21 protein-coding genes and 3 tRNA genes are annotated in these 20,441 nt (G+C 41.7%); 9 read left to right on the top strand and 15 right to left on the bottom strand.

The window, feature by feature from the left end; all coding sequences use genetic code 11:
- Positions 1 to 8 precede the first annotated feature (8 nt).
- Positions 9 to 653, top strand: coding sequence for an MBL fold metallo-hydrolase (locus tag MF4642_RS03080; RefSeq protein ID WP_078425275.1), 645 nt, complete (start codon positions 9 to 11; stop codon positions 651 to 653).
- Positions 654 to 1,049: 396 nt separating this feature from the next.
- Here the strand turns inward: MF4642_RS03080 and MF4642_RS03070 are convergent, their stop codons facing one another.
- A complete protein-coding gene (locus tag MF4642_RS03070; RefSeq protein WP_078425273.1) occupies positions 1,050 to 1,223 on the bottom strand; it encodes a DNA gyrase inhibitor YacG in 174 nt (57 codons plus the stop codon).
- Between the two features lie 86 nt (positions 1,224 to 1,309).
- On the opposite strand from MF4642_RS03070, the gene MF4642_RS03065 reads away from it, so the two are divergent.
- The 3 genes from MF4642_RS03065 to MF4642_RS03055 are packed head-to-tail and all read left to right on the top strand — an operon-like array spanning position 1,310 to position 3,653.
- Complete coding sequence (locus MF4642_RS03065; RefSeq protein ID WP_171262490.1) at positions 1,310 to 1,969, top strand: SAM-dependent methyltransferase; 660 nt, start codon at positions 1,310 to 1,312, stop codon at positions 1,967 to 1,969.
- Between the two features lie 3 nt (positions 1,970 to 1,972).
- The gene (locus MF4642_RS03060) at positions 1,973 to 3,184 is read left to right on the top strand and encodes a TIGR03862 family flavoprotein (RefSeq protein WP_078425271.1); all 1,212 of its coding nucleotides are present in this window, start codon (positions 1,973 to 1,975) and stop codon (positions 3,182 to 3,184) included.
- Between the two features lie 58 nt (positions 3,185 to 3,242).
- A complete protein-coding gene (locus tag MF4642_RS03055; RefSeq protein ID WP_078425270.1) occupies positions 3,243 to 3,653 on the top strand; it encodes a GFA family protein in 411 nt (136 codons plus the stop codon).
- Positions 3,654 to 3,711: 58 nt separating this feature from the next.
- Here MF4642_RS03055 and MF4642_RS03050 read toward each other — a convergent pair whose 3' ends face one another.
- Complete coding sequence (locus tag MF4642_RS03050; protein WP_078425269.1) at positions 3,712 to 4,272, bottom strand: hypothetical protein; 561 nt, start codon at positions 4,270 to 4,272, stop codon at positions 3,712 to 3,714.
- A 12-nt stretch (positions 4,273 to 4,284) separates the two neighbouring features.
- Positions 4,285 to 5,064 (bottom strand): class I SAM-dependent methyltransferase, encoded by a 780-nt coding sequence (locus MF4642_RS03045; protein WP_078425268.1) that lies wholly within the window; start codon positions 5,062 to 5,064, stop codon positions 4,285 to 4,287.
- A gap of 122 nt (positions 5,065 to 5,186) precedes the next feature.
- Between MF4642_RS03045 and MF4642_RS03040 the strand changes: the two genes are divergently transcribed.
- The 3 genes from MF4642_RS03040 (at position 5,187) to MF4642_RS03030 (ending at position 7,881) form a co-directional block, all read left to right on the top strand.
- Positions 5,187 to 6,473, top strand: a complete 1,287-nt coding sequence (locus tag MF4642_RS03040) for a hypothetical protein (RefSeq protein WP_162841297.1) — start codon at positions 5,187 to 5,189, stop codon at positions 6,471 to 6,473.
- 133 nt (positions 6,474 to 6,606) lie between these two features.
- The gene (locus tag MF4642_RS03035; RefSeq protein WP_078425266.1) at positions 6,607 to 6,801 is read left to right on the top strand and encodes a hypothetical protein; all 195 of its coding nucleotides are present in this window, start codon (positions 6,607 to 6,609) and stop codon (positions 6,799 to 6,801) included.
- A gap of 123 nt (positions 6,802 to 6,924) precedes the next feature.
- Positions 6,925 to 7,881, top strand: coding sequence for a 2-hydroxyacid dehydrogenase (locus MF4642_RS03030; RefSeq protein WP_078425265.1), 957 nt, complete (start codon positions 6,925 to 6,927; stop codon positions 7,879 to 7,881).
- Positions 7,882 to 7,931: 50 nt separating this feature from the next.
- On the opposite strand, the gene MF4642_RS03025 is transcribed toward MF4642_RS03030, so the two are convergent.
- The 7 genes from MF4642_RS03025 to MF4642_RS02990 form a co-directional block, all read right to left on the bottom strand.
- Positions 7,932 to 8,495 carry a hypothetical protein gene (locus MF4642_RS03025; RefSeq protein WP_078425264.1) on the bottom strand — a complete coding sequence of 188 codons (564 nt, stop codon included), beginning with the start codon at positions 8,493 to 8,495 and terminating at the stop codon, positions 7,932 to 7,934.
- 167 nt (positions 8,496 to 8,662) lie between these two features.
- Positions 8,663 to 9,184, bottom strand: a complete 522-nt coding sequence (locus tag MF4642_RS03020) for a hypothetical protein (protein WP_078425263.1) — start codon at positions 9,182 to 9,184, stop codon at positions 8,663 to 8,665.
- A 300-nt stretch (positions 9,185 to 9,484) separates the two neighbouring features.
- A complete protein-coding gene (locus tag MF4642_RS03015) occupies positions 9,485 to 9,874 on the bottom strand; it encodes a hypothetical protein (protein WP_004978867.1) in 390 nt (129 codons plus the stop codon).
- A gap of 445 nt (positions 9,875 to 10,319) precedes the next feature.
- Positions 10,320 to 11,408, bottom strand: a complete 1,089-nt coding sequence (locus tag MF4642_RS03010) for a YaaC family protein (protein WP_078425262.1) — start codon at positions 11,406 to 11,408, stop codon at positions 10,320 to 10,322.
- Positions 11,409 to 11,475: 67 nt separating this feature from the next.
- Entirely contained in the window at positions 11,476 to 13,707 is a 2,232-nt protein-coding gene (glyS, locus tag MF4642_RS03005; RefSeq protein WP_078425261.1) for a glycine--tRNA ligase subunit beta, read from the bottom strand.
- Positions 13,707 to 14,696, bottom strand: coding sequence for a glycine--tRNA ligase subunit alpha (gene glyQ / locus MF4642_RS03000; protein ID WP_004978878.1), 990 nt, complete (start codon positions 14,694 to 14,696; stop codon positions 13,707 to 13,709). Before glyQ ends, glyS begins: the two co-directional genes overlap by 1 nt.
- A gap of 410 nt (positions 14,697 to 15,106) precedes the next feature.
- Positions 15,107 to 15,397, bottom strand: a complete 291-nt coding sequence (locus MF4642_RS02990; RefSeq protein WP_078425260.1) for a hypothetical protein — start codon at positions 15,395 to 15,397, stop codon at positions 15,107 to 15,109.
- A gap of 172 nt (positions 15,398 to 15,569) precedes the next feature.
- Between MF4642_RS02990 and MF4642_RS02985 the strand changes: the two genes are divergently transcribed.
- Positions 15,570 to 16,667 carry an HPP family protein gene (locus MF4642_RS02985; RefSeq protein ID WP_078425259.1) on the top strand — a complete coding sequence of 366 codons (1,098 nt, stop codon included), beginning with the start codon at positions 15,570 to 15,572 and terminating at the stop codon, positions 16,665 to 16,667.
- A 95-nt stretch (positions 16,668 to 16,762) separates the two neighbouring features.
- On the opposite strand, the gene MF4642_RS02980 is transcribed toward MF4642_RS02985, so the two are convergent.
- Positions 16,763 to 17,038, bottom strand: coding sequence for a PspC domain-containing protein (locus MF4642_RS02980; protein WP_078425258.1), 276 nt, complete (start codon positions 17,036 to 17,038; stop codon positions 16,763 to 16,765).
- Positions 17,039 to 17,319: 281 nt separating this feature from the next.
- Here MF4642_RS02980 and MF4642_RS02975 point away from each other — a divergent pair, with 281 nt between their 5' ends.
- Positions 17,320 to 17,964 (top strand): hypothetical protein, encoded by a 645-nt coding sequence (locus tag MF4642_RS02975; protein ID WP_078425257.1) that lies wholly within the window; start codon positions 17,320 to 17,322, stop codon positions 17,962 to 17,964.
- 143 nt (positions 17,965 to 18,107) lie between these two features.
- On the opposite strand, the gene MF4642_RS02970 is transcribed toward MF4642_RS02975, so the two are convergent.
- The 4 genes from MF4642_RS02970 to MF4642_RS02955 all read right to left on the bottom strand — a co-directional run bounded on the left by MF4642_RS02970 (position 18,108) and on the right by MF4642_RS02955 (position 20,428).
- A tRNA-Lys gene (locus MF4642_RS02970) sits at positions 18,108 to 18,183 on the bottom strand.
- A 102-nt stretch (positions 18,184 to 18,285) separates the two neighbouring features.
- A tRNA-Lys gene (locus MF4642_RS02965) sits at positions 18,286 to 18,361 on the bottom strand.
- Between the two features lie 19 nt (positions 18,362 to 18,380).
- A tRNA-Lys gene (locus MF4642_RS02960) sits at positions 18,381 to 18,456 on the bottom strand.
- A gap of 130 nt (positions 18,457 to 18,586) precedes the next feature.
- Complete coding sequence (locus tag MF4642_RS02955; protein WP_078425256.1) at positions 18,587 to 20,428, bottom strand: long-chain-acyl-CoA synthetase; 1,842 nt, start codon at positions 20,426 to 20,428, stop codon at positions 18,587 to 18,589.
- Between the last annotated feature and the right edge of the window lie 13 nt (positions 20,429 to 20,441).

Raw genomic sequence — 20,441 nt, 5'->3', positions numbered from 1 at the left:
GACACTCTATGTTGCAAGTTAAAATTGTGCCTGTAACGGCATTTCAGCAGAACTGTTCCATTGTTTGGGACAGTGACAGTAAAGAAGCAATTTTAATTGATGCAGGTGGGGAGCCTGAGAAGCTTAAAGCAGAAATTGAAGCGTTGGGTTTGACAGTAAAAGCGCTTTGGTTGACGCACGGACATTTAGATCATGCTGGAGCAGTCGGGGCATTAAAAAAACTGTGGGATGTCCCTGTGATTGGCCCGCATAAAGAAGATGCCTTTTGGTTGGATATGATCCAAGAAGTCTCGCAGCGTTATGGTTTTCCTGTTCCTGAAAAGGTGGATGTCACGACATGGCTAGAAGGTGGTGAAGTCCTTAAACTGGGCAATGAAGCGTTTGAAGTACGTTTTGCCCCTGGACATACCCCAGGTCATGTGATGTTTTATAACAAAAACTATGGTCTGCTTTGGACCGGTGACGTGTTGTTTAAAGGCTCCATTGGTCGTACCGACTTCCCGCGTGGTAATCATCAGCAGTTGATTGACTCTATTCAGCGTGAATGCTTTAGTTTACCCGATGAGACGCAGTTCATTTCAGGACATGGTCCAATTAGTACCATTGGTTTTGAAAAACAACATAACCCTTTTGTGGCAGGAAAAGCAGGCTAAACGCTTTGAGGTCTCATTAAAAAATAAAAAAGTCAGCAGCTGCTGACTTTTTTATTTGCGAAATGGATTATTCAAAATGTGTTGGGTTTCTAGAGCAAACAAGATAGAGAATAAGACCACTAATAATCCAACCGAGAGGATCAACAGATCTTGCATATAGATGCCAAAACTGAATAGGCAGATCGAGAGTAGAACGCCAATTAAAACAATAGTCTTACTCAGGATATTCATCTTATCCCCCTTTAGGATGTTATTTTTGTGACCTGATCATGCTGTGAGCATGTACCAATTTTTTGGGGAGTATAGTTGACGAATTATCTTTTTAAGCGAATATTAAGACATTAAATAATGAATAATTTCTCTTAAAATATGAAAAATATCATGAAATTAAACATATTATTCTTCTGAGTTTTCTGCTTGCGGTGCATCTTGCGTTGGGAGGCGATATTCATCATTGGCCCATGCACCTAAGTCGATCAGTTTGCAGCGTTCAGAACAAAAAGGACGAAAGGCGTTGTCTTCCCATTGACTCATTTCTCCACAATGGGGACAAGGGAAAGTGTGTGGCATGATCGACTCCAGATAAAATTTTCGGATTGAAATAGGCAAAAACGTTGGCAGTTGTTAGACTGATGCGGTTTTTTTCTTAGTTTGATCTGATTATGCCGATTCGTCAATTTCAAGCCCAGCGTATGCATGCGCCTCGTGATTTTCAAATGATCAGTCCTGATCCACTGTGTGTGGAAATTGGGGCGGGCAAGGGTAAACATGCTTTATTGTTTACGGCCAATCATCCTGAGAAAAAGCTGATTGCGGTTGAGCGAACCCGTGAAAAGTTTGTGGCGATGCAGAAACAACATGGCTTAGAAGGTCAGCAGAATTTACAGCTGGTACATGCCGATGCTCTGCCTTGGGTGGTACATGCCTTGCAACCGCAGCAGGTTGAACAGTTCTTTATTCTTTATCCCAACCCTGAACCGCATAATCCTGCGCAGCGCTGGTTGAATATGCCGTTTTTTGAGTTTCTGATTTCACGTTTACAAGTGGGCGGACAAATTACGTTAGCCAGCAATATTCCTGAATATATCGAAGAAGCACAGCAACAGTTGATTGAGGTGTGGAAGTTACCGTTTGTAAAAGAGTGTATTGCGGATAGTTCTGCGAGGACGCATTTTGAAATTAAATACTTAGAACGAGGCGAGCTCTGCCAACAGTTGATCATCACCAAACCTGAAGGTTATCGCACGCGCTTTGACGCGTTTCAGGCTTTGCAAGGTCAGACCCCACAGGTGCAATCTTCGGATCAAGCTGAATAAATCATGCCAAAGCGTATTGCAATTATTGGGGCGGGCCCAGCAGGTTTGATGGCGGCAGAAGTGTTGAGCCAATATGATGTTCAGGTCGATGTGTTTGAACAAAAACCATCTGCTGCACGTAAGTTCCTGATGGCGGGTAAAACAGGACTGAATATCTCTCATGCAGAACCTGTGGAGCAGTTTATAGGTCGTTATGATCAAGCTGAATGGCTAGCACCTTGGATTCGTAAGTGGGATGCCAACTGGATTCAGGCATGGATGAAAGGTTTAGGCATTGAGTCCTATGTCGGAACGTCTGGGCGTATTTTCCCGATTGAAATGAAAGCTGCGCCTTTATTACGTGCATGGTTGAAACGCTTGGTTGAGTCAGGCGTCAAGTTTTACTATCGTCATCAATGCCTCAGCCTCAAAGAACATACACTTGAAATTAAGTCTTTGCTTAGCGATCAAGTGCACAACCAGAACTATGATGCCATCGTCTTGGCTTGCGGAGCGGTGTCATGGTCTCAGCTCGGTAGTGATGGCGCATGGCAAAACTGGTTGGAGGCCGATGAAATTGAGCCTTTTCAAGCCAGCAATGCTGGGGTAGAACATGAATGGTCAACCTACATGCAACCCGTCTTTGGTCAGCCACTGAAACGTATCGCAGCATGGGTGGGCGATGCGGAAAAAAGTATGGGCGATATCATCATCACCCATTATGGACTAGAAAGTGGTTTGGTCTATAAGCAAGGTCGAGCGCTGCGTGCGCAGCAAAAGCAACAACAGTCTTTAATTTTGAAGCTCGATTTACTGCCTGATGTCACGCTTCAAGAATTGGCTGTGCGTCTAAAACCGACAAAAAAACAGTCTTTAAGTAATGTTTGGCGTAAAGCTGGTTTAGATGCAGCTAAGGCAAGTTTAGTGCGAGAGTTGGTTGCAAAAGATCACTGGAATCACCCAGAACAACTGGCTCAGCAGATTAAGCAACTCCAGATTCCTTTAACTGGTTTTCGTCCGATTGAAGAAGTCATTAGTTGTGCAGGTGGTGTGCGCCTTGAAGTGCTGAGTTCGCGGTTGCAATTAAAATCTAATCCCGCCGTTTTTTTATGTGGGGAAATGTTGGACTGGGATGCACCTACAGGGGGCTACTTACTCACTGCATGTTTTGCAACTGGACGTGCCGCGGGTGAGGGTGTGATACAGTATTTGAATGTGGCAAAAAAATCGCCATAAGCGATGCAACTGAAAATCAGCTGTGCTAATTTGAATAAAAAATTCAAGGAGCATCATGATGTCGGATCTTCAGCAGTATGTGGGCAGCTGCCTATGTGGTGCAGTGACTTATCAAATTGATGGGCCGATTGGCGATATTATTCAATGCCATTGTCAAAAATGTCGCAAGGCCAATGGAACGGCATATGCAACCAATGCACCGATTGCTAAGGCGGATTTTAAACTGACCTCTGGTCAGGACGTTGTAAAAAAATATGCATCGAGTGCAGGCACAGAGCGTTGTTTCTGTGGCAACTGTGGTTCACCTTTGATCAGTATTAAAGCTGAAACACCTGAGTTTTACCGTTTGCGGATCGGCACTTTAGATACCCCGTTACAGCAAAAGCCGACGCAGCATATTTTTGTGGCGTCTCAAGCCGAGTGGGACAACATTTGTGATGCATTACCACAATATGCTGAACGCCCATAGTTAGAACACATACAAAGAAAAGGGATCATCTGATCCCTTTTCTTTTTCCGCGATTGAGTTAGTAGCCTGTCGACATCATATCTTGAGCTTTAGGATACTGCGACTGCCAGTGTTCAAGCTGCTCTTGGGCATGAATAAGCTCACCGAGGCCTTTCACGTTATCATGTGGTGCTGCGGCTTTATCTTGGATGATTTTGGCTTGGTTATCCCAATATTGGTACATCAAAGTTTGAATGTAGCGCCCTTGTTCTGTTTTTAAATCCAGCTCTTTAAGCATATTCAGTGCAGACTGAATATTGTCTTGTTTGCGTGTTTTTGCAAATTCATCCGTGAGCGTGCCTGCCTCACGCATTTTCATGAGTTCATCTTCCATTTCATCACTCATGCTGCTAAAGCGCTGGTCATAGTCGACCAAGAGCGCAATATCGTGTGGATCATTGGCTGTTTTTGCAAAACTTTTGATAGGTTCAGAGCTGAGTTCTTGCAGAATTTTATCATCGCTTGAAAGCGTGTCTTGCTCAGCACGTTCATTGGCTTTGTTACAGCCTGTGAGGATTAAGCTGCCACCTAAAAGAAGCGGCAGTAGAACCTGTTTCAATGAAAGAGTATGTGGGTTCATATCGGTGTCCTATTATTCTGCTATTTTTTGAAAGTGATAGGCATAGGTGATGTAAGGAAAACTGATTTCGTCTTGTGGCTGTTTACCCGTGTACTGCTGCACAATTTGTTCAAACTGATGTTTTAAATCCTGTTGTTGTTCGAGTGGCATTGCGGCAATAAAGCTGGTCGAAAGGAGACGTTTTGAGACCACTTGTTCTACTGTACCTGTTTGCTGCTGTGCAAACTGATGCAGGCTTTTGAGTTGAAATAGGTTTTGATGTTCAAAGGCTTTTTGCCACAGCCCACTATGATAACGCGGGGTATCTCCTTCTAATGGAGTGAGCCGTTCTGCCAGAGCATTGACCCAGTCGACTTGAGTGTCGCGTTGGTTCCAGACCAAGCCCAAATGCCCTTGCGGTTTCAGGACACGGTGAATTTCCTTTAAACTGTCCATGTTGGCAAACCAGTGGAAAGCCTGCGCAGATAAAACTGCATCGATACTTTGCGATGGCAGGGGAATATGGTCACTAAAGGCTTGTAATGTTTCCACCTGTGGGTAAGCCAGTTTGAGCTGAGCTAACATTTCGGTAACAGGTTCGACGGCAGTGAGCTGTCCACTATGTGGAATCAGATAAGGCAGAAACTTTCCTGTACCCGAGGCAAGATCAATCACATGTGAATCTGCGTTTAAATGCAACTGCTCGGTGAGCCAGGCATGGATCTCTTGTGGATAACTTGGACGCACTTGTTGATAAAGTTCAGCAGCTGCGCTAAACCCGTATTGTGCTGCAGGATGGAGTAATTGTGTCATATTTTGCGCTTTTTTATCTGCTCTGCATCTATAAAATAACACATTTGGTTCGATGAAATCGCTTATGCTGTATGGAACGAACATGACCTCACTTTATAGGAATGAAATCTCTCAGCATGGACATGGCGAAACAAATTATTTTTGAAGACGAACAGATTCGTGTCATTTTTTTACAGGGTTCATCGGACGAACTTATTTTCTCTTTTGGCGACCTGATTACCCGTGCCAAGGGAACGTCGATCAATGCAGAAAAGTCGCTAGCCAAGTTTGGCTTTAATGTGGTTGGCATTATGCCAAAACAAAAGTCATGGTTTCCAGAGTCTTCGATGTTAGCGATGTTGGATGCAATTCGCGCTTGGATTGCACCCTTTCAAACCCGTATTGCCTATGCAGGGTCAATGGGTGGTTATGCTGCGATTAAATACTCTAAACTGCTTGGTTTTAAGCGAGTGGTGGCCTTGGTGCCGCAGTATTCGATTGACCCTGAACAGGTCACGGATAACCGCTATAACATGTTCTATCAGCCTGAGCTGAACCATGACATGCAGATACAGGCGAAAGATGTCTCGGCAGAGTGTGAATACATTGTTATTTATGACCCTTACTGCCCTGAAGACCGTGCGCATTATGAAAAATTACAAACGGTCGTACCGAATCTGAATACCCTGAACTTACCTTTTACAGGGCACGATGCGATTGCGGTTTTAGCCAGTTCAGATTTGTTGCACGATTTTTTACGTCATGAGTTTGATGCGCCGTATTTTTATAAAAAAATTCGTGAAGTGAAAAAGAACAGCAAGTTTTACTACCGTAAAGTGATCGAAAACTTGTTGCCGCGTCATCGCTTTTCTTTGGGGCGAATTCTGAAAAATAATGAGCTTGAGTTAGACGGTCAATTTTTTGATGCCAAGCTAAAACAAAGCATTATCCGCGAGTTACTCAGCAATCGACAAGTGAGCCAGACGGATCTGCTGAAATTGGGTATTCAGGTCAACTTGCCGCAAGAAAATAGCTGTCAGTTAATGGATAGTTTTGGACATGGTTTAGTGTTCAATATGATCAGTCAGAAGATTGAAAGCTATGCACCAGATGCTATTGCACTGAATCATAAGTTTCTGTTGCCGATCTTTGCCAAGGGCAACGGACTGGTCCACATTTACTATAATGACATGCGCTATACCGTGGTGATGAATGACCGTCAGATTATGAAGTTGGTGCATGAACAAGCCGAATTGAGCGCTGGGATGCATCCATTATTAATGAAAAAATACAGTGATTATTATCTGATTAGTTATAAGCAGTTTAACTTTAGCTGTGATGAATATGGTGGCTTTGATTTAGTCGAAGAGATTCCTGAAACGGCGCAGTTTTTGGTGCCAAGCGATGCTGAGTCAGATGTGTTTCTATGATATGTTCATTTGATTTATCCCTATAGGGCTTTGGTCTAAAGCCAAGCTCTTGTTTTCCGGCCTATTTGGTTTAATATGAAAGTATTGTTTATCTTTTAAACAATACGGATAAAGATCAAATAGGGTGGAAGCAATGCAAAGACATTGGTCGGCTGTATTTATAACATTACTGTTTATTTCAACATCACAAAGCGTACTGGCACAAAGTTTAGACCCAGCTTATCTGACATTCGGTGGTGGTCTCATTCTCCTGCTGATCCTGACGTTTTATGTGATTAAACAAATCAGTATTTCTATTCGTATTCATCGTAATAAGCCCATTAAATAGCGGGCTTTTTTCTGTATGTGACGGCTATTTTTAGGTGGTCAAGACAGTGTTTACGTTGAAAAATGGAGTTGAGTTGGTTTAAATAAGCGCTCTATCATTATGCAGAACAACTGGACGTGAGCAATGAAAGCCGTATTTTTAGATTGTGCATCCTTAGATAAAAATGATTTGGACTTTCAAGCACTGCATGCTGTTTTTGATGAACTGATCCTTTACCCAAGTACCGATGCTGAGATGCTTGTCGCTCGTGTACAAGATGCAGATGTGATTATTAGCAATAAAGTCATGCTGGATGCTGACACCTTAAAACAATGCCCTCAGTTAAAGTTGATTTTAATCTCTGCCACAGGCACCAATAACATCGATTTGCAGCAAGCCAAAGTACAAGGTGTTGTGGTGTGTAATTGTCAGGGTTATGGCACGGCAGCGGTGGCACAGCACACTTTAATGTTGATGCTCAACCTTGCAACCTCATGCTTGCAATATGACCGTGCGGTGCAGCAGGGCGAATGGAATAGAGCTTCTCAGTTTTGTCTATTGGACTACCCAATTATCGAACTTTCCGGCAAGACATTGGGCATTTTAGGTTATGGCGAATTGGGGCAGGCAGTGGCTAAACTCGCTGAAGCATTTGGCATGCGGGTTTTAGTGGGCAATTTGCCAAACCGTCCACATGCTGACCCAACACGAGTAGGCTTTAATGACTTGCTGGCACAATCAGATTTTATCAGTCTGCATTGTCCATTAACCGATGATACTCGCGACTTGATTGATGCCGAAGCTTTCAAAAAAATGAAAAAAAGTGCCTTTTTAATTAATTGTGCACGTGGCGGAATTGTGAATGAAGCCGCTTTGGCAGATGCGTTAAAACAGGGTGAAATTGCGGGCGCAGCAACTGATGTATTGACCGTTGAGCCACCCAAAGAGGGTAATGTTTTATTGGAGGCTCGTCTGCCGAATTTAATCATCACACCACACAGCGCGTGGGGTAGTGTCGATGCGCGCCAGCGCATGGTGCAGCAGTTGGTCGAAAATGCTCAAGCTTTTCAAGCAGGGCAGCCAATCCGTCGGGTGGATTAAAGCAAATAATGACAACTAAAAAGCCCTTCAATTGATGGGCTTTTTTGCTATTAAAGCTTAGTTACTTTAATTTCTTCTTCTGCTTGAGCAGGTGTAAAGGAAGATGGTGCTTGGGTAATCGTGGGTTCATTCACTGTTTGGGGGGTGACAGGCTGTGCAGATGAGGCTGACGGTGTTTGAACCGCAGGAGCATCTACGGGTGTAGATGACGGTTGACTCAAGCTGCCTTGGTAGATTGGAGCGGGTTGATCGGTTTGACCAGTAATCACTTGCTTGGTTTCATGCAGCTTTTTATTCACATTTTGGGTAACTTGCTGTCCTGTTTCTTTGGCTTGTTCTGCGGTGTTGTTGGTGATGGTTTTTGCACTGTCCAAAGCTTGGTGTGCAGAAGGGCGAATTTTTTGGATGCCTTTTTCTGTTGCTGTCCCGACTTTTTCCGCCGTGTTAATCACACCTTCTTGAGTTTTATAAGCCCAGACATGAAAGATATTGGGGTTTTTACCATAAGGCGTAATTGGCTTTTGCGCTTGCTGAGTGGTGGTTTCTGTTTGTGCCCATACACCTGCTGTTGTCATTAAAAGAGCGCAGAAGAGTGTTGTTTTCATCATATTCATAGAGCAGTGTACCTCTTGGGCTATCGTGCATAAATCAGCGTTTTAGCATAAAGCCTCTTTGTGTGAATTTCATGTGCTTGGTTGTAAACAAGCGTAGTGTGCAAACGTATATAGCTAAAAAAAGAGCCCAGCATGTGGGCTCTCTCAACTCTGGAGGAGTTTAACTTTTACTTCGCGCCAACAGCGGCATCGGTCGATGAACCGACTTTGGCTTTAGCAACAGGTGTATCTAATTCCACTTGAGCCTGCCCATTTACGTCAGCACGTTTAGGTTGACCACTGACAGCCTGCTTAGTTTCCTGCCATTTTTGTTTGGTCGCTTGTTGGCCTTGTTTCGCTTTATCCGCTATATAGTGACCACTTTTTTTGGTGTTATGTTCAACAGACTGTTTAACGTCACCAGCCTTATCTTTTACGACAGCAGATTTTTCAGCTGAAAATTCTTTGGTGTCTTGCCATTTTTCTTTGCTGAATGCTTTGGTTTTGTCGACACCATGTTCAACCGTTTCTCCTGTAGCATGCGCGGCATGTTTGACATCATGTTTTAAGTTTTGCAATACGCTTGGCTGCGAGGTTTGAACTTGAACATTGGCCGATGTATTGGCTGTGGTATTTGCAAATAGGGAAGTGGAAGCTAAAAGTACAGTGGTTAAAGCCGAAGCGGTGAGTGTCTTTGTTAAAACTTTCATCTTTGATTTTCTACCTCTTATGACAGAACCCGATGAGGAGTTCAGAACAGCAGTCATCATAGACAGAAATGAGCTCAAAAATAGCGTTTGATATGAAAGTCGAACAATGCGGCAACAGCGCATGAACAATGGGCTGAAAATTGTGTCGTTCAGTTAATTCATTAAAATTATGTAAGTTTATGCGTGGTCGTTGTTTTAAATGTAACAAGTATGAAGACTGGTGTTGAAATAAAAGATATGAAACAGAAGGTGTTTGGGAGAGAAGTCATCACTGATGTTGCACCAGTGATGACGATTTGCTTAGTTACATTGAGCTAAGGCTTCTTTTGCAAAGTGATTACGTAGTGCGAGGAAGTTTTTCTGTACTTCTGCATCGTGTAATTCAAATTTGGTTGCTGTGCTGGTGCCATCGAGTGCAAAGGTTGCTGAGCCACCTGTGATGAGTGTGTAGTCACGGAATGCCCACTGTTCTACGACTTTGCCTGCTTTGAGGTTGCCAGTAAATTCGATGACGCATTTGTCTTCAAATTTGGTTAGTTTTGCTTTGTTATTGGTTGTGTCTGGATAAACTTCAATGTCTTGGACTTCTTGTAATACACCCGCTGTCAACTGTGGAATCGTTGGTTGAGATGTACATGCTGTAATAGAAAGGGCAGCAAAAGTAGCGAAAAGTACAGTTTTTAATTTCATAAGGTTCGTTCTTGTTGCGAGTTGTTAAGTTGAGTATAGGGAATTGAGGCCTTATTGCAAATATTCATCTCGAAGTATGTGTAAATTAATACAGGTTAAGGAAGAGTGATTTAGGCATAGAAGTTAGGAAATTTTAATTTTGGTGAAAAGTGTTTTAGGGTAGTGTCGTGATTGGGGGGTTAACCAAAACTACATGATTGTGTGAATTAAGAATGAAAACAATATATCTAGATACAAATTATTTAACTCTTTCAAAGCTATTTGTAAATTCAATAAGGCAGTTGTCTTTTCATTTAATCAGAAATGCCAAGTTGTGTTTGGCTCAGTAGAGATATTTTTATGCTGTTCTAAACCACAGGTGCATTGGGATTGGTCGGTGTAGTTGAGCAAGCGGTGAGGATGGAAATTACAACACCTATTGATAGAGTTTTATATAACTTGATATTCATATTGTGCTCATTGGAGTAATCGATGAAAATGGCATTACACACTCTTTCTCAAGTAAAATAGAACAGAGTTGGTAAAGAAATTGGTTTGGTGAAATATTTACAAATTCACTGACTACAGGTCTTAATGTTCCGTGTAGCAACTCATTAGCCTCACTTGGTCTATAGCGAGCAACAGTACCAAGATAAAACATACATAATAAACTGTAAGATAAATGAGGTAATTCTGTTGCTTTTAAATCGACATAATATCGGTAACCCGTATTTGTAAGAATTGGCGTAATCTCAAATTTGCAATATTCTTTTAAAATGTTTTGATAAATTGTGTTTATATTTGCATTTGTATATGGTTTTCTTGATTTTGAACGATAAGTGATTTTTCCTTCACGTGGAAAACCTTTATTGAAATAACTAAGCCTATTCTTTTTAAGAAATTTTGCTACATCAACTTTTGTTTTTTGCTCATTTTCGATAATTACTTCCGTAAATAATTTATTATGCTCAGCATTCGTTAAAATTTCTATTTGTACAGGTAATAATTTTCTTTTAGGTATAAGTCCTAGACCATGGCATAAGCTATGTATTTCAGGAATATTTTGAACAGCATTATTAAATTTTATATCTAAAGTTTGATTGATTTTTTTTCCTAATAGTTCTGAGAATGTTGAAAAAATATTTACAGCATTGTTAATATTAGGTTTAACCTGAACAAGCCCATTCGTTCCTAAAGGCAAGGTTAAACCATGATGCTCATGCACAGTTTCAAGTTCAATTTTTTTATAAGAGAGAAAACATTTAACTAAATTTAGCATTCCGTAATAAAGCAGTGTAGCTCTGGTTGGAAGTAAAATACTATTGGCAGCTTTATAAAATGATTCTGCTAAGGATGAAAAGTATAATGAACGCTCTAAAAATATTTTATTTTCCCCTCTACTTCGAGAAATTTTTTGTTGCAAATGTGAATTGATTAGTGACCATGGATCGCTAGTCAAAATTTGCTGATCACCAGCTTTTAGATTGGCAAAAGAAAATCTTAATTTATTATATTTAAATAATGCTATTTCGCCCTTTTCTATTTGTTTACTCATATTAATTCAAGAATTAAAAAACCCTACTTATTTAAGCAGGGTTCTCATTTTATTTCAATCATTCAGCTTAATGCTGCAACACCGAAATATCAGCAACACTGGTAAACAAATCACGTAACTGAGCCAGTAAACGTAAGCGGTTTGCTTTCAATTCAGCATCATCAGCCATCACCATAACACCTTCAAAGAAAGCATCAATCGGCGCACGAAGTGCAGCTAACTTAGAAAGCGCAGCGGTATAGTCTTTCGCAGCTAAAAGTGGTTGAACTACAGGTAGAACATTTTGAATCTCTGCATAAAGTGCTTTTTCAGCATCTTCAAGCAATTTAGATTCGACAATTTCACCAGTAGGTGCAGCTTCTTTCGCCAAGATATTCGCAACACGCTTATTCGCAGCAGCCAAAGCAGCAGCTTCAGGCAAATTACGGAAATGATTCACCGCAGTTACACGCTTATCAAAATCAAGTGGTGATTTTGGAGAAAGTGCTTGAACCGCTTGAATCACATCAACAGCAACACCTTGGTCTTCATACTTCGCACGATAACGACCTTCAAGGAATGCAACTGCATCTTGAATGACAGTTGGAGATGTCAAAATTGTACAAATTTCTATCTCAGGCTGTGGTAGTTCAGCATTTCCTTTGATTTTACTGGTATCTACATACCATTTACCTTCAAGATTCTCAGGTAATTTTGCATTCGCAGATATGATCTTGTCATCAAGTGATTTTGTAGACGTTTTTAATTTCAGGACTTTACGCTCAAATTTATATTGATCAGCAGCTAACGAAATTAATTCTTCAATCGAAACATCAAGATTGTTTTCAGTCACTAAACGCAAGATACCAATCGCAGAACGACGTAAAGCAAACGGATCTTTAGAACCTGTAGGCGCTTGACCAATACCGAAAATACCTGTCAACGTATCTAAACGATCCGCAAGGGCAATCGTTGTACCTGTCTTGGTTTGAGGTAAAACATCACCAGCAAACTTAGGTAAATATTGCTCACCTAAAGCTTCCGCAACTTCATCATTTTCGCCTTCAATACGTGCATAGTAAGTGCCCGCGATCCCTTGAAGTTCAGGAAATTCTCCGACTAACTCTGAAGTTAAGTCACATTTTGCAAGTAATGCAGCTTTTTCAGCATCCGCAGGGTTTGCACCTGTGATAGCAGATAACGCCACAGCCAATTTAGCAATACGTTCAGATTTATTCCAAAGCGTACCCAACTGTGCTTGGAAAACCATATTGGCTAATTTTTCTTTACGAGATGCAAGCGGTTGCTTTTGGTCTTGTAAGAAAAAGAATTCAGCATCAGACAAACGAGGGCGTACAACTTTCTCATTCCCTTCAATAATTTGAGTTGGATCTTTCGACTCAATATTTGAAACAGTAATGAAATAAGGTTGTAGTTTATTGTCCGCATTCACCAAACAGAAATACTTTTGGTTATCCTGCATTGTTGTGATCAATGCTTCTTGAGGCACAGCAAGGAAACGCTCTTCAAAGCTCGCACGAAGTGCAACAGGCCATTCAACCAATGCGGTCACTTCATCACGTAAATCAGTAGGAACGATGGCAATGGCATTGACTTCATCAGCAAGGGCTTTAACTTGTTGATCTATGATCGCTTGACGCTCTTCAAAATTCGCCACAACTTTCGCAGCACGAAGAGCATCTAAGTAAGCATCGGCATTGGCTAAAGTAATCGCTTCAGGTGCATGGAAACGGTGACCATAAGTCACATTACCTGCTTTATGATCCTGAATGGTTGCATCCACCACAGCATTGTCTTTTAACAATACAACCCATTTTACAGGGCGAACGAATTCAGTACGGCTTGCCGCAGAACGCATACGTTTTGCGATTGGAAGGTTATCCAAAGCAGTTTGTAAAATTTGTGGCAGTAAAGCGTCAAGGCTTTGACCTTGCACATCTTTTAAGTAGCAAACTTTTTCAACTTTACCTGCTTGGAAAGTTGAAACTTGATCCGCGGTAATGCCTTGACCACGCATAAAGCCTTCAAGTGCTTTGGTCGGCTTGCCTTCAGCATCATAAGCCGCTTGTACAGCAGGGCCGTCAAAACGTTTTTGTGTGTCTGCTTGCGCAGCATCTACATTGATAATTTTCAATGCCAAACGGCGAGGCGCTGCATAAGCTTCAATCAAATCAAAAGCCAAGCCTGCATCTTTTAAGCCTTTTACGGTTTCAGCTTGCAATGCATCACGTAAAGTTTTTAAGTTTTTGGGTGGAAGTTCTTCACAGCCAAGTTCAAATAAAACGGTATGTTTAGACATTATTTGTTCTCCGCTGATTTTTCGGCTTGAGCCGCTTCCGCTTCAACCTGAGCTTTCAATTGCGCTAAAACTTCATCACGTAAATGCGGTTCTGCCATTGGGAAGCCAAGCTTCGCACGAGCAGCCACATAACTTTGCGCAATTGAACGTGCCAAAGTACGTACACGTAAAATATAGCGTTGACGCTCAGTCACAGAAATTGCACCACGTGCATCGAGCAAGTTAAAGCTATGTGATGCTTTAATCACTTGTTCGTAGGCAGGCAATGGAAGTTCAGCTTCCATTAAGCGAGTTGCTTCCGCTTCATAGAAATCGAATAATTCAAACATTTTTTCAACATTTGCATATTCAAAGTTATAGGTCGATTGCTCAACTTCATTTTGATGGAATACATCGCCATAAGTGACTGTACCAAACTGACCTTTGGTCCAAACAAGATCGTAAACTGAATCGACACCTTGTAGGTACATTGCCAAACGTTCAAGACCGTAAGTGATTTCACCTGTTACTGGGTAACATTCAACACCACCGACTTGTTGGAAGTACGTAAACTGAGTCACTTCCATACCGTTGAGCCAAACTTCCCAACCTAAGCCCCAAGCGCCGAGTGTTGGAGATTCCCAGTTGTCTTCTACGAAACGAATATCGTGAGTAAGGGTATCGATACCAATGGCTTCTAATGAGTCTAGGTAAAGTTGTTGGATATTGTCTGGGTTTGGTTTCAATACCACTTGGAATTGGTAATAGTGTTGCAAACGGTTTGGGTTTTCACCATAACGACCGTCTTTAGGGCGACGTGAGGGTTGAACGTATGCTGCGTTCCAAGTTTCAGGCCCAAGTGCGCGTAAGAATGTTGCAGTGTGGAATGTCCCTGCTCCCATTTCCATATCGTAAGGTTGTAAAATGACACAACCTTGTTCAGCCCAGTAGTTTTGTAAGGCAAGAATTAAGCCTTGGAATGTATCAATATGCGATATGGCGCGACTCATGCAGCATCCATTATAAATATAAGAAAAAATTGGTTCTAAGTATAAGGATTTTGCAGAGGAGTGGCAAAGGCTCTATTTATTTTTCAGCACTTAATTTTATATTCGCTAAAATGGCTTAGTACGACTTGCACACAGTAAGTCATGATGAATTTCGCATAAACATTCATCATGCCAACCATAATGAATATCTTTGCATATTTGGTGGGAAATATTTTTTTGAGTATCTCAATGTTTCTAAATGAGTATGAAGATCATGGGCTAACATAACAAAATGGGTCTCGGGATAAGGCCACTTGGCATGATTGTCAAAGTGGGAAACTGAATTTCCAAGTGACAATTCAAGTGTTAATAATTCATTTAAGCAGTCGCAGATTTCAAGTTTTTCAGTCATTTTCTATACTTTTCAGAAATTATCCAATAATAAGGTGATGATGTACGGTGCAGTAAGCATCTGTATGCCAATTAGAATGAATATCTCGATTAACCTGTGCTTGAACATTTGGGTGTTGGGGGAAATTAAGATTTTTTAAATGCAGAGATTGTTTTAGACAAATCAAATGACTTTCTTCTTTAGGCCACTGTCCATGAGCATCGTAACCAGAGATATTGTTGCCTTGTTTCACTTCAAATTGAATCAGGGGAATTAAGCATTCACATAAACCTAAAGTTTCAAGGTGATCTTCATATTTGAATTTTCCCAAGACGTGTACCTTTCTTCTTATAAAAATGAAACTCCTGCGCTAAATATAGACTTTGCTGAGAACAATTGAAATAACAAAATTGATATCTCTAAGATGTAAAATAGATGCATCTTATTGCTGAGACCGCGTATAATTTTGCACTGGTTAAGTGCGCAAAAGTAGAAGGGCGGCTGTGTTTCATATGCAACTTGAATGGTTAAATACCTTAAAACCGAATTTTAAAGTGTTACCGCTAAAGGAAAGAATGCTCTGCGGTTTAGGTGCATTGTTGGGATTAGCACTGTCTTCACTCATAAGTTGGTGGCTTTTGGGTGGGATCAATGCATGGTATATCGCCCCGATGGGTGCGTCCTCGGTGTTGCTTTTTGCCGTACCAGCTAGTCCTTTGGCTCAGCCATGGAATATTGTGATTGGGAATACGATTGCAGCCGTAATTGGGGTGACCTGCGCACTCTATATTTCCAACTTAACAGAAGCATTTAGTGTTGCTGTGGCTTTGTCGATTATTTTGATGATGACGACAGATTCTTTGCATCCACCGAGTGGTGCTGTGGCGATTACAGCGGTGCTGGGAGGTGAGACGGTACACGAGTTAGGGTATCAATTTGTGTTTTATCCTGTTCTACTTAACTCGATCTTGCTTCTCGTGATTGCGATTGTGTTCAACCGATTGCTCGGGAAACAATACCCAACTGTGGCGCAAGTCAACACGCGTAGCACCGACCCGACCCCAACCCAGAAGGTCACCATTCAACCTGAAGATATTCATCAAGTTTTAGCCCAAGAAACACAGTTGCTTGACATCAGTGAATATGATTTACAAAAACTGATTTTAAAAGCTCAAGCACAGGCCGATACTCGCTTTCATATAGACTTACGTTGTCAGGACATTATGAGTAAAGATGTCCTGTGTTTATATGAAGATGAAGACATTCAAGTCGCTGTGGAAAAATTTAAACAGATCAATTTGATGAGTTTACCTGTGTTAAATCGAGCTGAACAAGTTTGCGGCACCTTAGCTTTATATGAAGTGGTGGAGTGGTTCCAAAAGGCAACGGATTTACGTACCTCTTGGCAAGATCAAGTCAAGCACATTATGAAGCGTCAGGTGGTGACTGTGCAGCCAGATCAAGAGCTACAGGATCTAATTCCATACTTTGTTGAACGTTCTTTTAACTATATTCCTGTGGTTGAAAATAAGGCTTTGGTCGGCATCATTAGCCGTGCTGATATGATTGCAGCGTTGTATCGTCTGTTACAACATCGTTAAGTCATGTGAGTATCGTAGGCAAAAAAAAGCTACGACACTTTGGGGGAAGTGGTCGTAGCATAAAAAGAAAATTTTTTGAGACGAAAGATGTGCGCCTATGGGTTGCGATGATCTGGATTAACGGTACGCATCGTATTGCTATAACCCGATCGAGTCTGTGGAGAATGCTCAATTTGGTCTTTTTGTTTCGGCATGACCAACCAAAGAATTAGGTAAACCAAAATTCCGGGGAATGCTGCACTTAACAGTGAAATGGTGATGAAAACAATACGAAGTAAATTTGCGTTCCAACCAAAACGTTCAGCAATACCACCCATCACACCAGCAATCATGTTCGAGCGGTTTGAGCGATATAAACCAACATTGGCCATCTAGGTCTCCTTAAAAATTAAAATCTGAGTGGCTTTTTGCACTCATAATTTAAAAATGGAGATGGAATTAAGTTTTTAAAGGTGACGGAGCTAATTAAAAAGTAAAGTTATGTAAAGAGATAAAAGCTGGGGTTTTGATCGGGACTAAAATGTGCTCTATTTGGCGTTGAGCCCGTGGCTTAAAGTCAGCAAGTCATTTGAATCCGAGAAAAAACCAGAGGTAAGGATGGAATATTCGTGATGGTTATGGAGATTAATCACGTGCAGGAAGTGAGTGTGGAATGAAGTTGAAGCGAAAACATCAGGGTTTGATTGGCGCATTACTGCAAGGAGCGGTGGGGCTAATCGGTGTATCGTTAGCTGGCTGTGATGGTGGGCTGTCGGAGGCGTCACAACAACATGAAAATAGCACGGTAGAGGACGCGGCTATTCCGCCTGAGTCGGGGAAGAAGCTGACTGAGGTGGCAGGACGGGCAACCATGCAAGATGATTCGGAGTATGCACCTCGTAAGCTGGATATTGGTGAACAGCAGTTCATTGGGCGTTATCGCACACAAATTCAATGTGATGGTTATTTTTTTCCTTGTGAAACAGGGAAGGCTGATTTTATTCTTAATTTTTTACCTGATGGTACAGTGCATCGTAGCATTGTACGCTTAGGTAAGGTCTTTTCAGAAAAACAACGCCCTGGCTTTTCAAACTTAAGTTATCGCCGTGATACATGGACCATGAATAAAGAGCGAACAGAGTTGATTGTCCATCGTAAAGAGGGGATTAATTTTTATTATCGCGTGGTGGATTCGCAAACGCTGCAAATGGATTTGGATAAAAGTAATAATCTAGATGCCACTAACCAAAAATTGTATGCACGAGGTTTTCCGAAATTAGAGCGTGCGTATACATTAAAGCGTGAGCCTAATTCATAGTTAAAATGGAATTGGGCAAAGCAACAGAATAAGACTGAAGAATAAAAATAGTGAAGAAATGAATAGCGTGCGAATTTTATGACTTAAATAGCATGTCGCTAAATAAATGTCATATCAATGCAATTAAAGAGGATTTAAATAAATGGTGGGTCGTCCGCGATTCGAACGCGGGACCAACGGATTAAAAGTCCGCTGCTCTACCAGCTGAGCTAACGACCCTGAGCAAGGTGTGCGAAAGAGTATTCGCTGAAAGTTTAAAAAAAGAAATTTTTAAAACATTCGAACCTGAGCAGGTTTGTAAAATTAGATTTTACAAAAAGATGGTGGGTCGTCCGCGATTCGAACGCGGGACCAACGGATTAAAAGTCCGCTGCTCTACCAGCTGAGCTAACGACCCATCAAGGGTATCAAAGGAATGGTGGGTCGTCCGCGATTCGAACGCGGGACCAACGGATTAAAAGTCCGCTGCTCTACCAGCTGAGCTAACGACCCATATCATTTGATGGAGCGTATTGTAGCAAGATATGCATCGAGCGCAAGTAAAAAATCGCAAACTTGTTGATGTTTGATTATAAATACAACAAATTTGCGATTAGGTAGCTAAAAAACAAGCAATTCGAGTTTAGAAGCGATATTGATAGGCTTGAATGTTATCAAAGACTTGTTGCGTTAAATTTGCATAGGCACTGCTGTTGGGTAACAGGACCAGCAAACGTTCATCCGTTTTTTTCGGGTCAAAGGCTTGTTCTTTGAGCTTGTTCTTTTGGTATTTAAACGTTCCTGTAGTTTCAACTTGCTTTTGTACGCGTAAGAAAACGGGTACAGCATAGGCAGGCAGACATTTTTTAAAGGTCACGAGCATTTGGGCTAAATCCTGCTCATTCAGTTCAGCACCGTCTGCCAGTGTAATCGCAGCCATCCCTGCACGACCATTGGTGTTCGGAATTTCAACACCATAAACCACGGCTTCGGTGATTTTTTCATATTCACTAACCATGTTTTCAACTTCAGTCGTGGACACATTTTCGCCTTTCCAGCGGAAAGTATCGCCTAAGCGGTCGACGAATTGGGCATGACGAAAGCCAATGTCGCGGACTAGGTCCCCTGTGTTGAAATAAGCATCGCCGGATTTGAAGACATCTTTAAGAATCACTGATTTATTTTTTTCAGGATCGGTATAGCCATCAAAAGGGGAGCGGCGAGTAATTTTACCGATCAATAAACCAACTTCGCCTTTTTTGACCTTGATACAGCCACCTTTGGCATCATAAACAGGCGCATTTTTTTCTTTATCAAACTGGATAATGGCATAAGGCGTGGGTGAAAAACCGACAGTGTTGTCAAAGTTAAATACATTGCTAAAGCCGACATTGCCTTCACTTGATGCATAAAGCTCTAAAATTTCTTCAATACCAAACCGCTGTTTGAATTTGTCCCAAATATTCGGACGCATGCCATTGCCGATCATTTTGGTGACACGGTGGCCTTTTTCTAAATCTGAAGGTGATGCATCCATGAGGTAGCGACATAACTCACCCACATAGCCAATGGCAGAGGCATCGAACTTTTGCACATCTTTCCAAAAAGCAGAAGTGGAGTATTTACGGCGTAAAGCCAAGGTGCCAGCACCTGCAATCACGCCACACCAACACACCACAATGCCTGTTGCATGGTACAGCGGCAAGGTGACATACATCACATCGTCTTTGCCGAGGTTGAGTACGTGCCCGTAGGTTCCATAAGCCAATGTCCAACGGCTATGCGTGAAAATAACGGCTTTAGGTAGACCTGTTGTGCCTGAGGTATAAATATAAAACAAGCCATCTTTACCCAGCACACTGTGTGTGGTTGGGGTGTTGAACTTGGCAAAGGCATCAATTTTTTCAGCAAGATTACTAAAACCTTGTGGTGCAAGGCCTGCATCTTTTTGGGTTTCTTGGTCAGCAAACCAATAGAAACGATCCGCAGAGAGATTTAGATCATGACGGATTTCATCAACTGCGGCACGGCATTCTTCACCGACGATGACTGCAATGGGTTTGACCAGATTAATACTATGCGCCAGCACTTTACCGACTTGAGAGGTGTTGACTAAAGCCGCAGTAACGCCAATTTTGGCAAGTGCAATCACGGTTGCAACCAATTCAGGACGGTTTTCAATCATCACTGTGATGACATCACCCTTTTTTGCCCCAATGGATAAAAAATAATGCCCGATTTGGTTTGCCCATTCGTTGAGGGCTTGGTAACTAAATTTTTGATCTTCAAAAAGCAAGGCCATACCGTGAGGGTTGCGCTTCACTGCTTTTTCAAAAGCAATCCCGAGACCTGCTGGGGTGTTTGGGGTACGTAAATATGCTTGTTTTAATCCATTGAGTAAGTTGGGAACTTTACTGATGAATTGAGGAAGTTTTGCTGCAACGTCAGTAATACCAATGAGGTCATGTGATGGGTGTTGGCTCATATGAATCCTAATT

The sequence above is a fragment of the Acinetobacter sp. MF4642 genome, assembly GCF_002018925.1.
Classification (GTDB): domain Bacteria; phylum Pseudomonadota; class Gammaproteobacteria; order Pseudomonadales; family Moraxellaceae; genus Acinetobacter; species Acinetobacter johnsonii.
The sequence above is the reverse complement of the archived record's forward strand: the minus strand, read 5'-3'. Positions and strand labels throughout refer to the sequence as shown.

What these genes read in the sequence shown, in the direction of transcription:
- MF4642_RS03080 (WP_078425275.1), top strand. Translation starts at nt 9, where the DNA reads ATGTTGCAAGTTAAAATTGTGCCTGTAACGGCATTTCAGCAGAACTGT.
- MF4642_RS03070 (WP_078425273.1), bottom strand. Translation starts at nt 1,223, where the DNA reads ATGCCACACACTTTCCCTTGTCCCCATTGTGGAGAAATGAGTCAATGG.
- MF4642_RS03060 (WP_078425271.1), top strand. Translation starts at nt 1,973, where the DNA reads ATGCCAAAGCGTATTGCAATTATTGGGGCGGGCCCAGCAGGTTTGATG.
- MF4642_RS03055 (WP_078425270.1), top strand. Translation starts at nt 3,243, where the DNA reads ATGTCGGATCTTCAGCAGTATGTGGGCAGCTGCCTATGTGGTGCAGTG.
- MF4642_RS03050 (WP_078425269.1), bottom strand. Translation starts at nt 4,272, where the DNA reads ATGAACCCACATACTCTTTCATTGAAACAGGTTCTACTGCCGCTTCTT.
- MF4642_RS03045 (WP_078425268.1), bottom strand. Translation starts at nt 5,064, where the DNA reads ATGACACAATTACTCCATCCTGCAGCACAATACGGGTTTAGCGCAGCT.
- MF4642_RS03040 (WP_162841297.1), top strand. Translation starts at nt 5,187, where the DNA reads ATGGCGAAACAAATTATTTTTGAAGACGAACAGATTCGTGTCATTTTT.
- MF4642_RS03035 (WP_078425266.1), top strand. Translation starts at nt 6,607, where the DNA reads ATGCAAAGACATTGGTCGGCTGTATTTATAACATTACTGTTTATTTCA.
- MF4642_RS03030 (WP_078425265.1), top strand. Translation starts at nt 6,925, where the DNA reads ATGAAAGCCGTATTTTTAGATTGTGCATCCTTAGATAAAAATGATTTG.
- MF4642_RS03025 (WP_078425264.1), bottom strand. Translation starts at nt 8,495, where the DNA reads ATGAATATGATGAAAACAACACTCTTCTGCGCTCTTTTAATGACAACA.
- MF4642_RS03020 (WP_078425263.1), bottom strand. Translation starts at nt 9,184, where the DNA reads ATGAAAGTTTTAACAAAGACACTCACCGCTTCGGCTTTAACCACTGTA.
- MF4642_RS03015 (WP_004978867.1), bottom strand. Translation starts at nt 9,874, where the DNA reads ATGAAATTAAAAACTGTACTTTTCGCTACTTTTGCTGCCCTTTCTATT.
- MF4642_RS03010 (WP_078425262.1), bottom strand. Translation starts at nt 11,408, where the DNA reads ATGAGTAAACAAATAGAAAAGGGCGAAATAGCATTATTTAAATATAAT.
- glyS (WP_078425261.1), bottom strand. Translation starts at nt 13,707, where the DNA reads ATGTCTAAACATACCGTTTTATTTGAACTTGGCTGTGAAGAACTTCCA.
- glyQ (WP_004978878.1), bottom strand. Translation starts at nt 14,696, where the DNA reads ATGAGTCGCGCCATATCGCATATTGATACATTCCAAGGCTTAATTCTT.
- MF4642_RS02980 (WP_078425258.1), bottom strand. Translation starts at nt 17,038, where the DNA reads ATGGCCAATGTTGGTTTATATCGCTCAAACCGCTCGAACATGATTGCT.
- MF4642_RS02975 (WP_078425257.1), top strand. Translation starts at nt 17,320, where the DNA reads ATGAAGTTGAAGCGAAAACATCAGGGTTTGATTGGCGCATTACTGCAA.
- MF4642_RS02955 (WP_078425256.1), bottom strand. Translation starts at nt 20,428, where the DNA reads ATGAGCCAACACCCATCACATGACCTCATTGGTATTACTGACGTTGCA.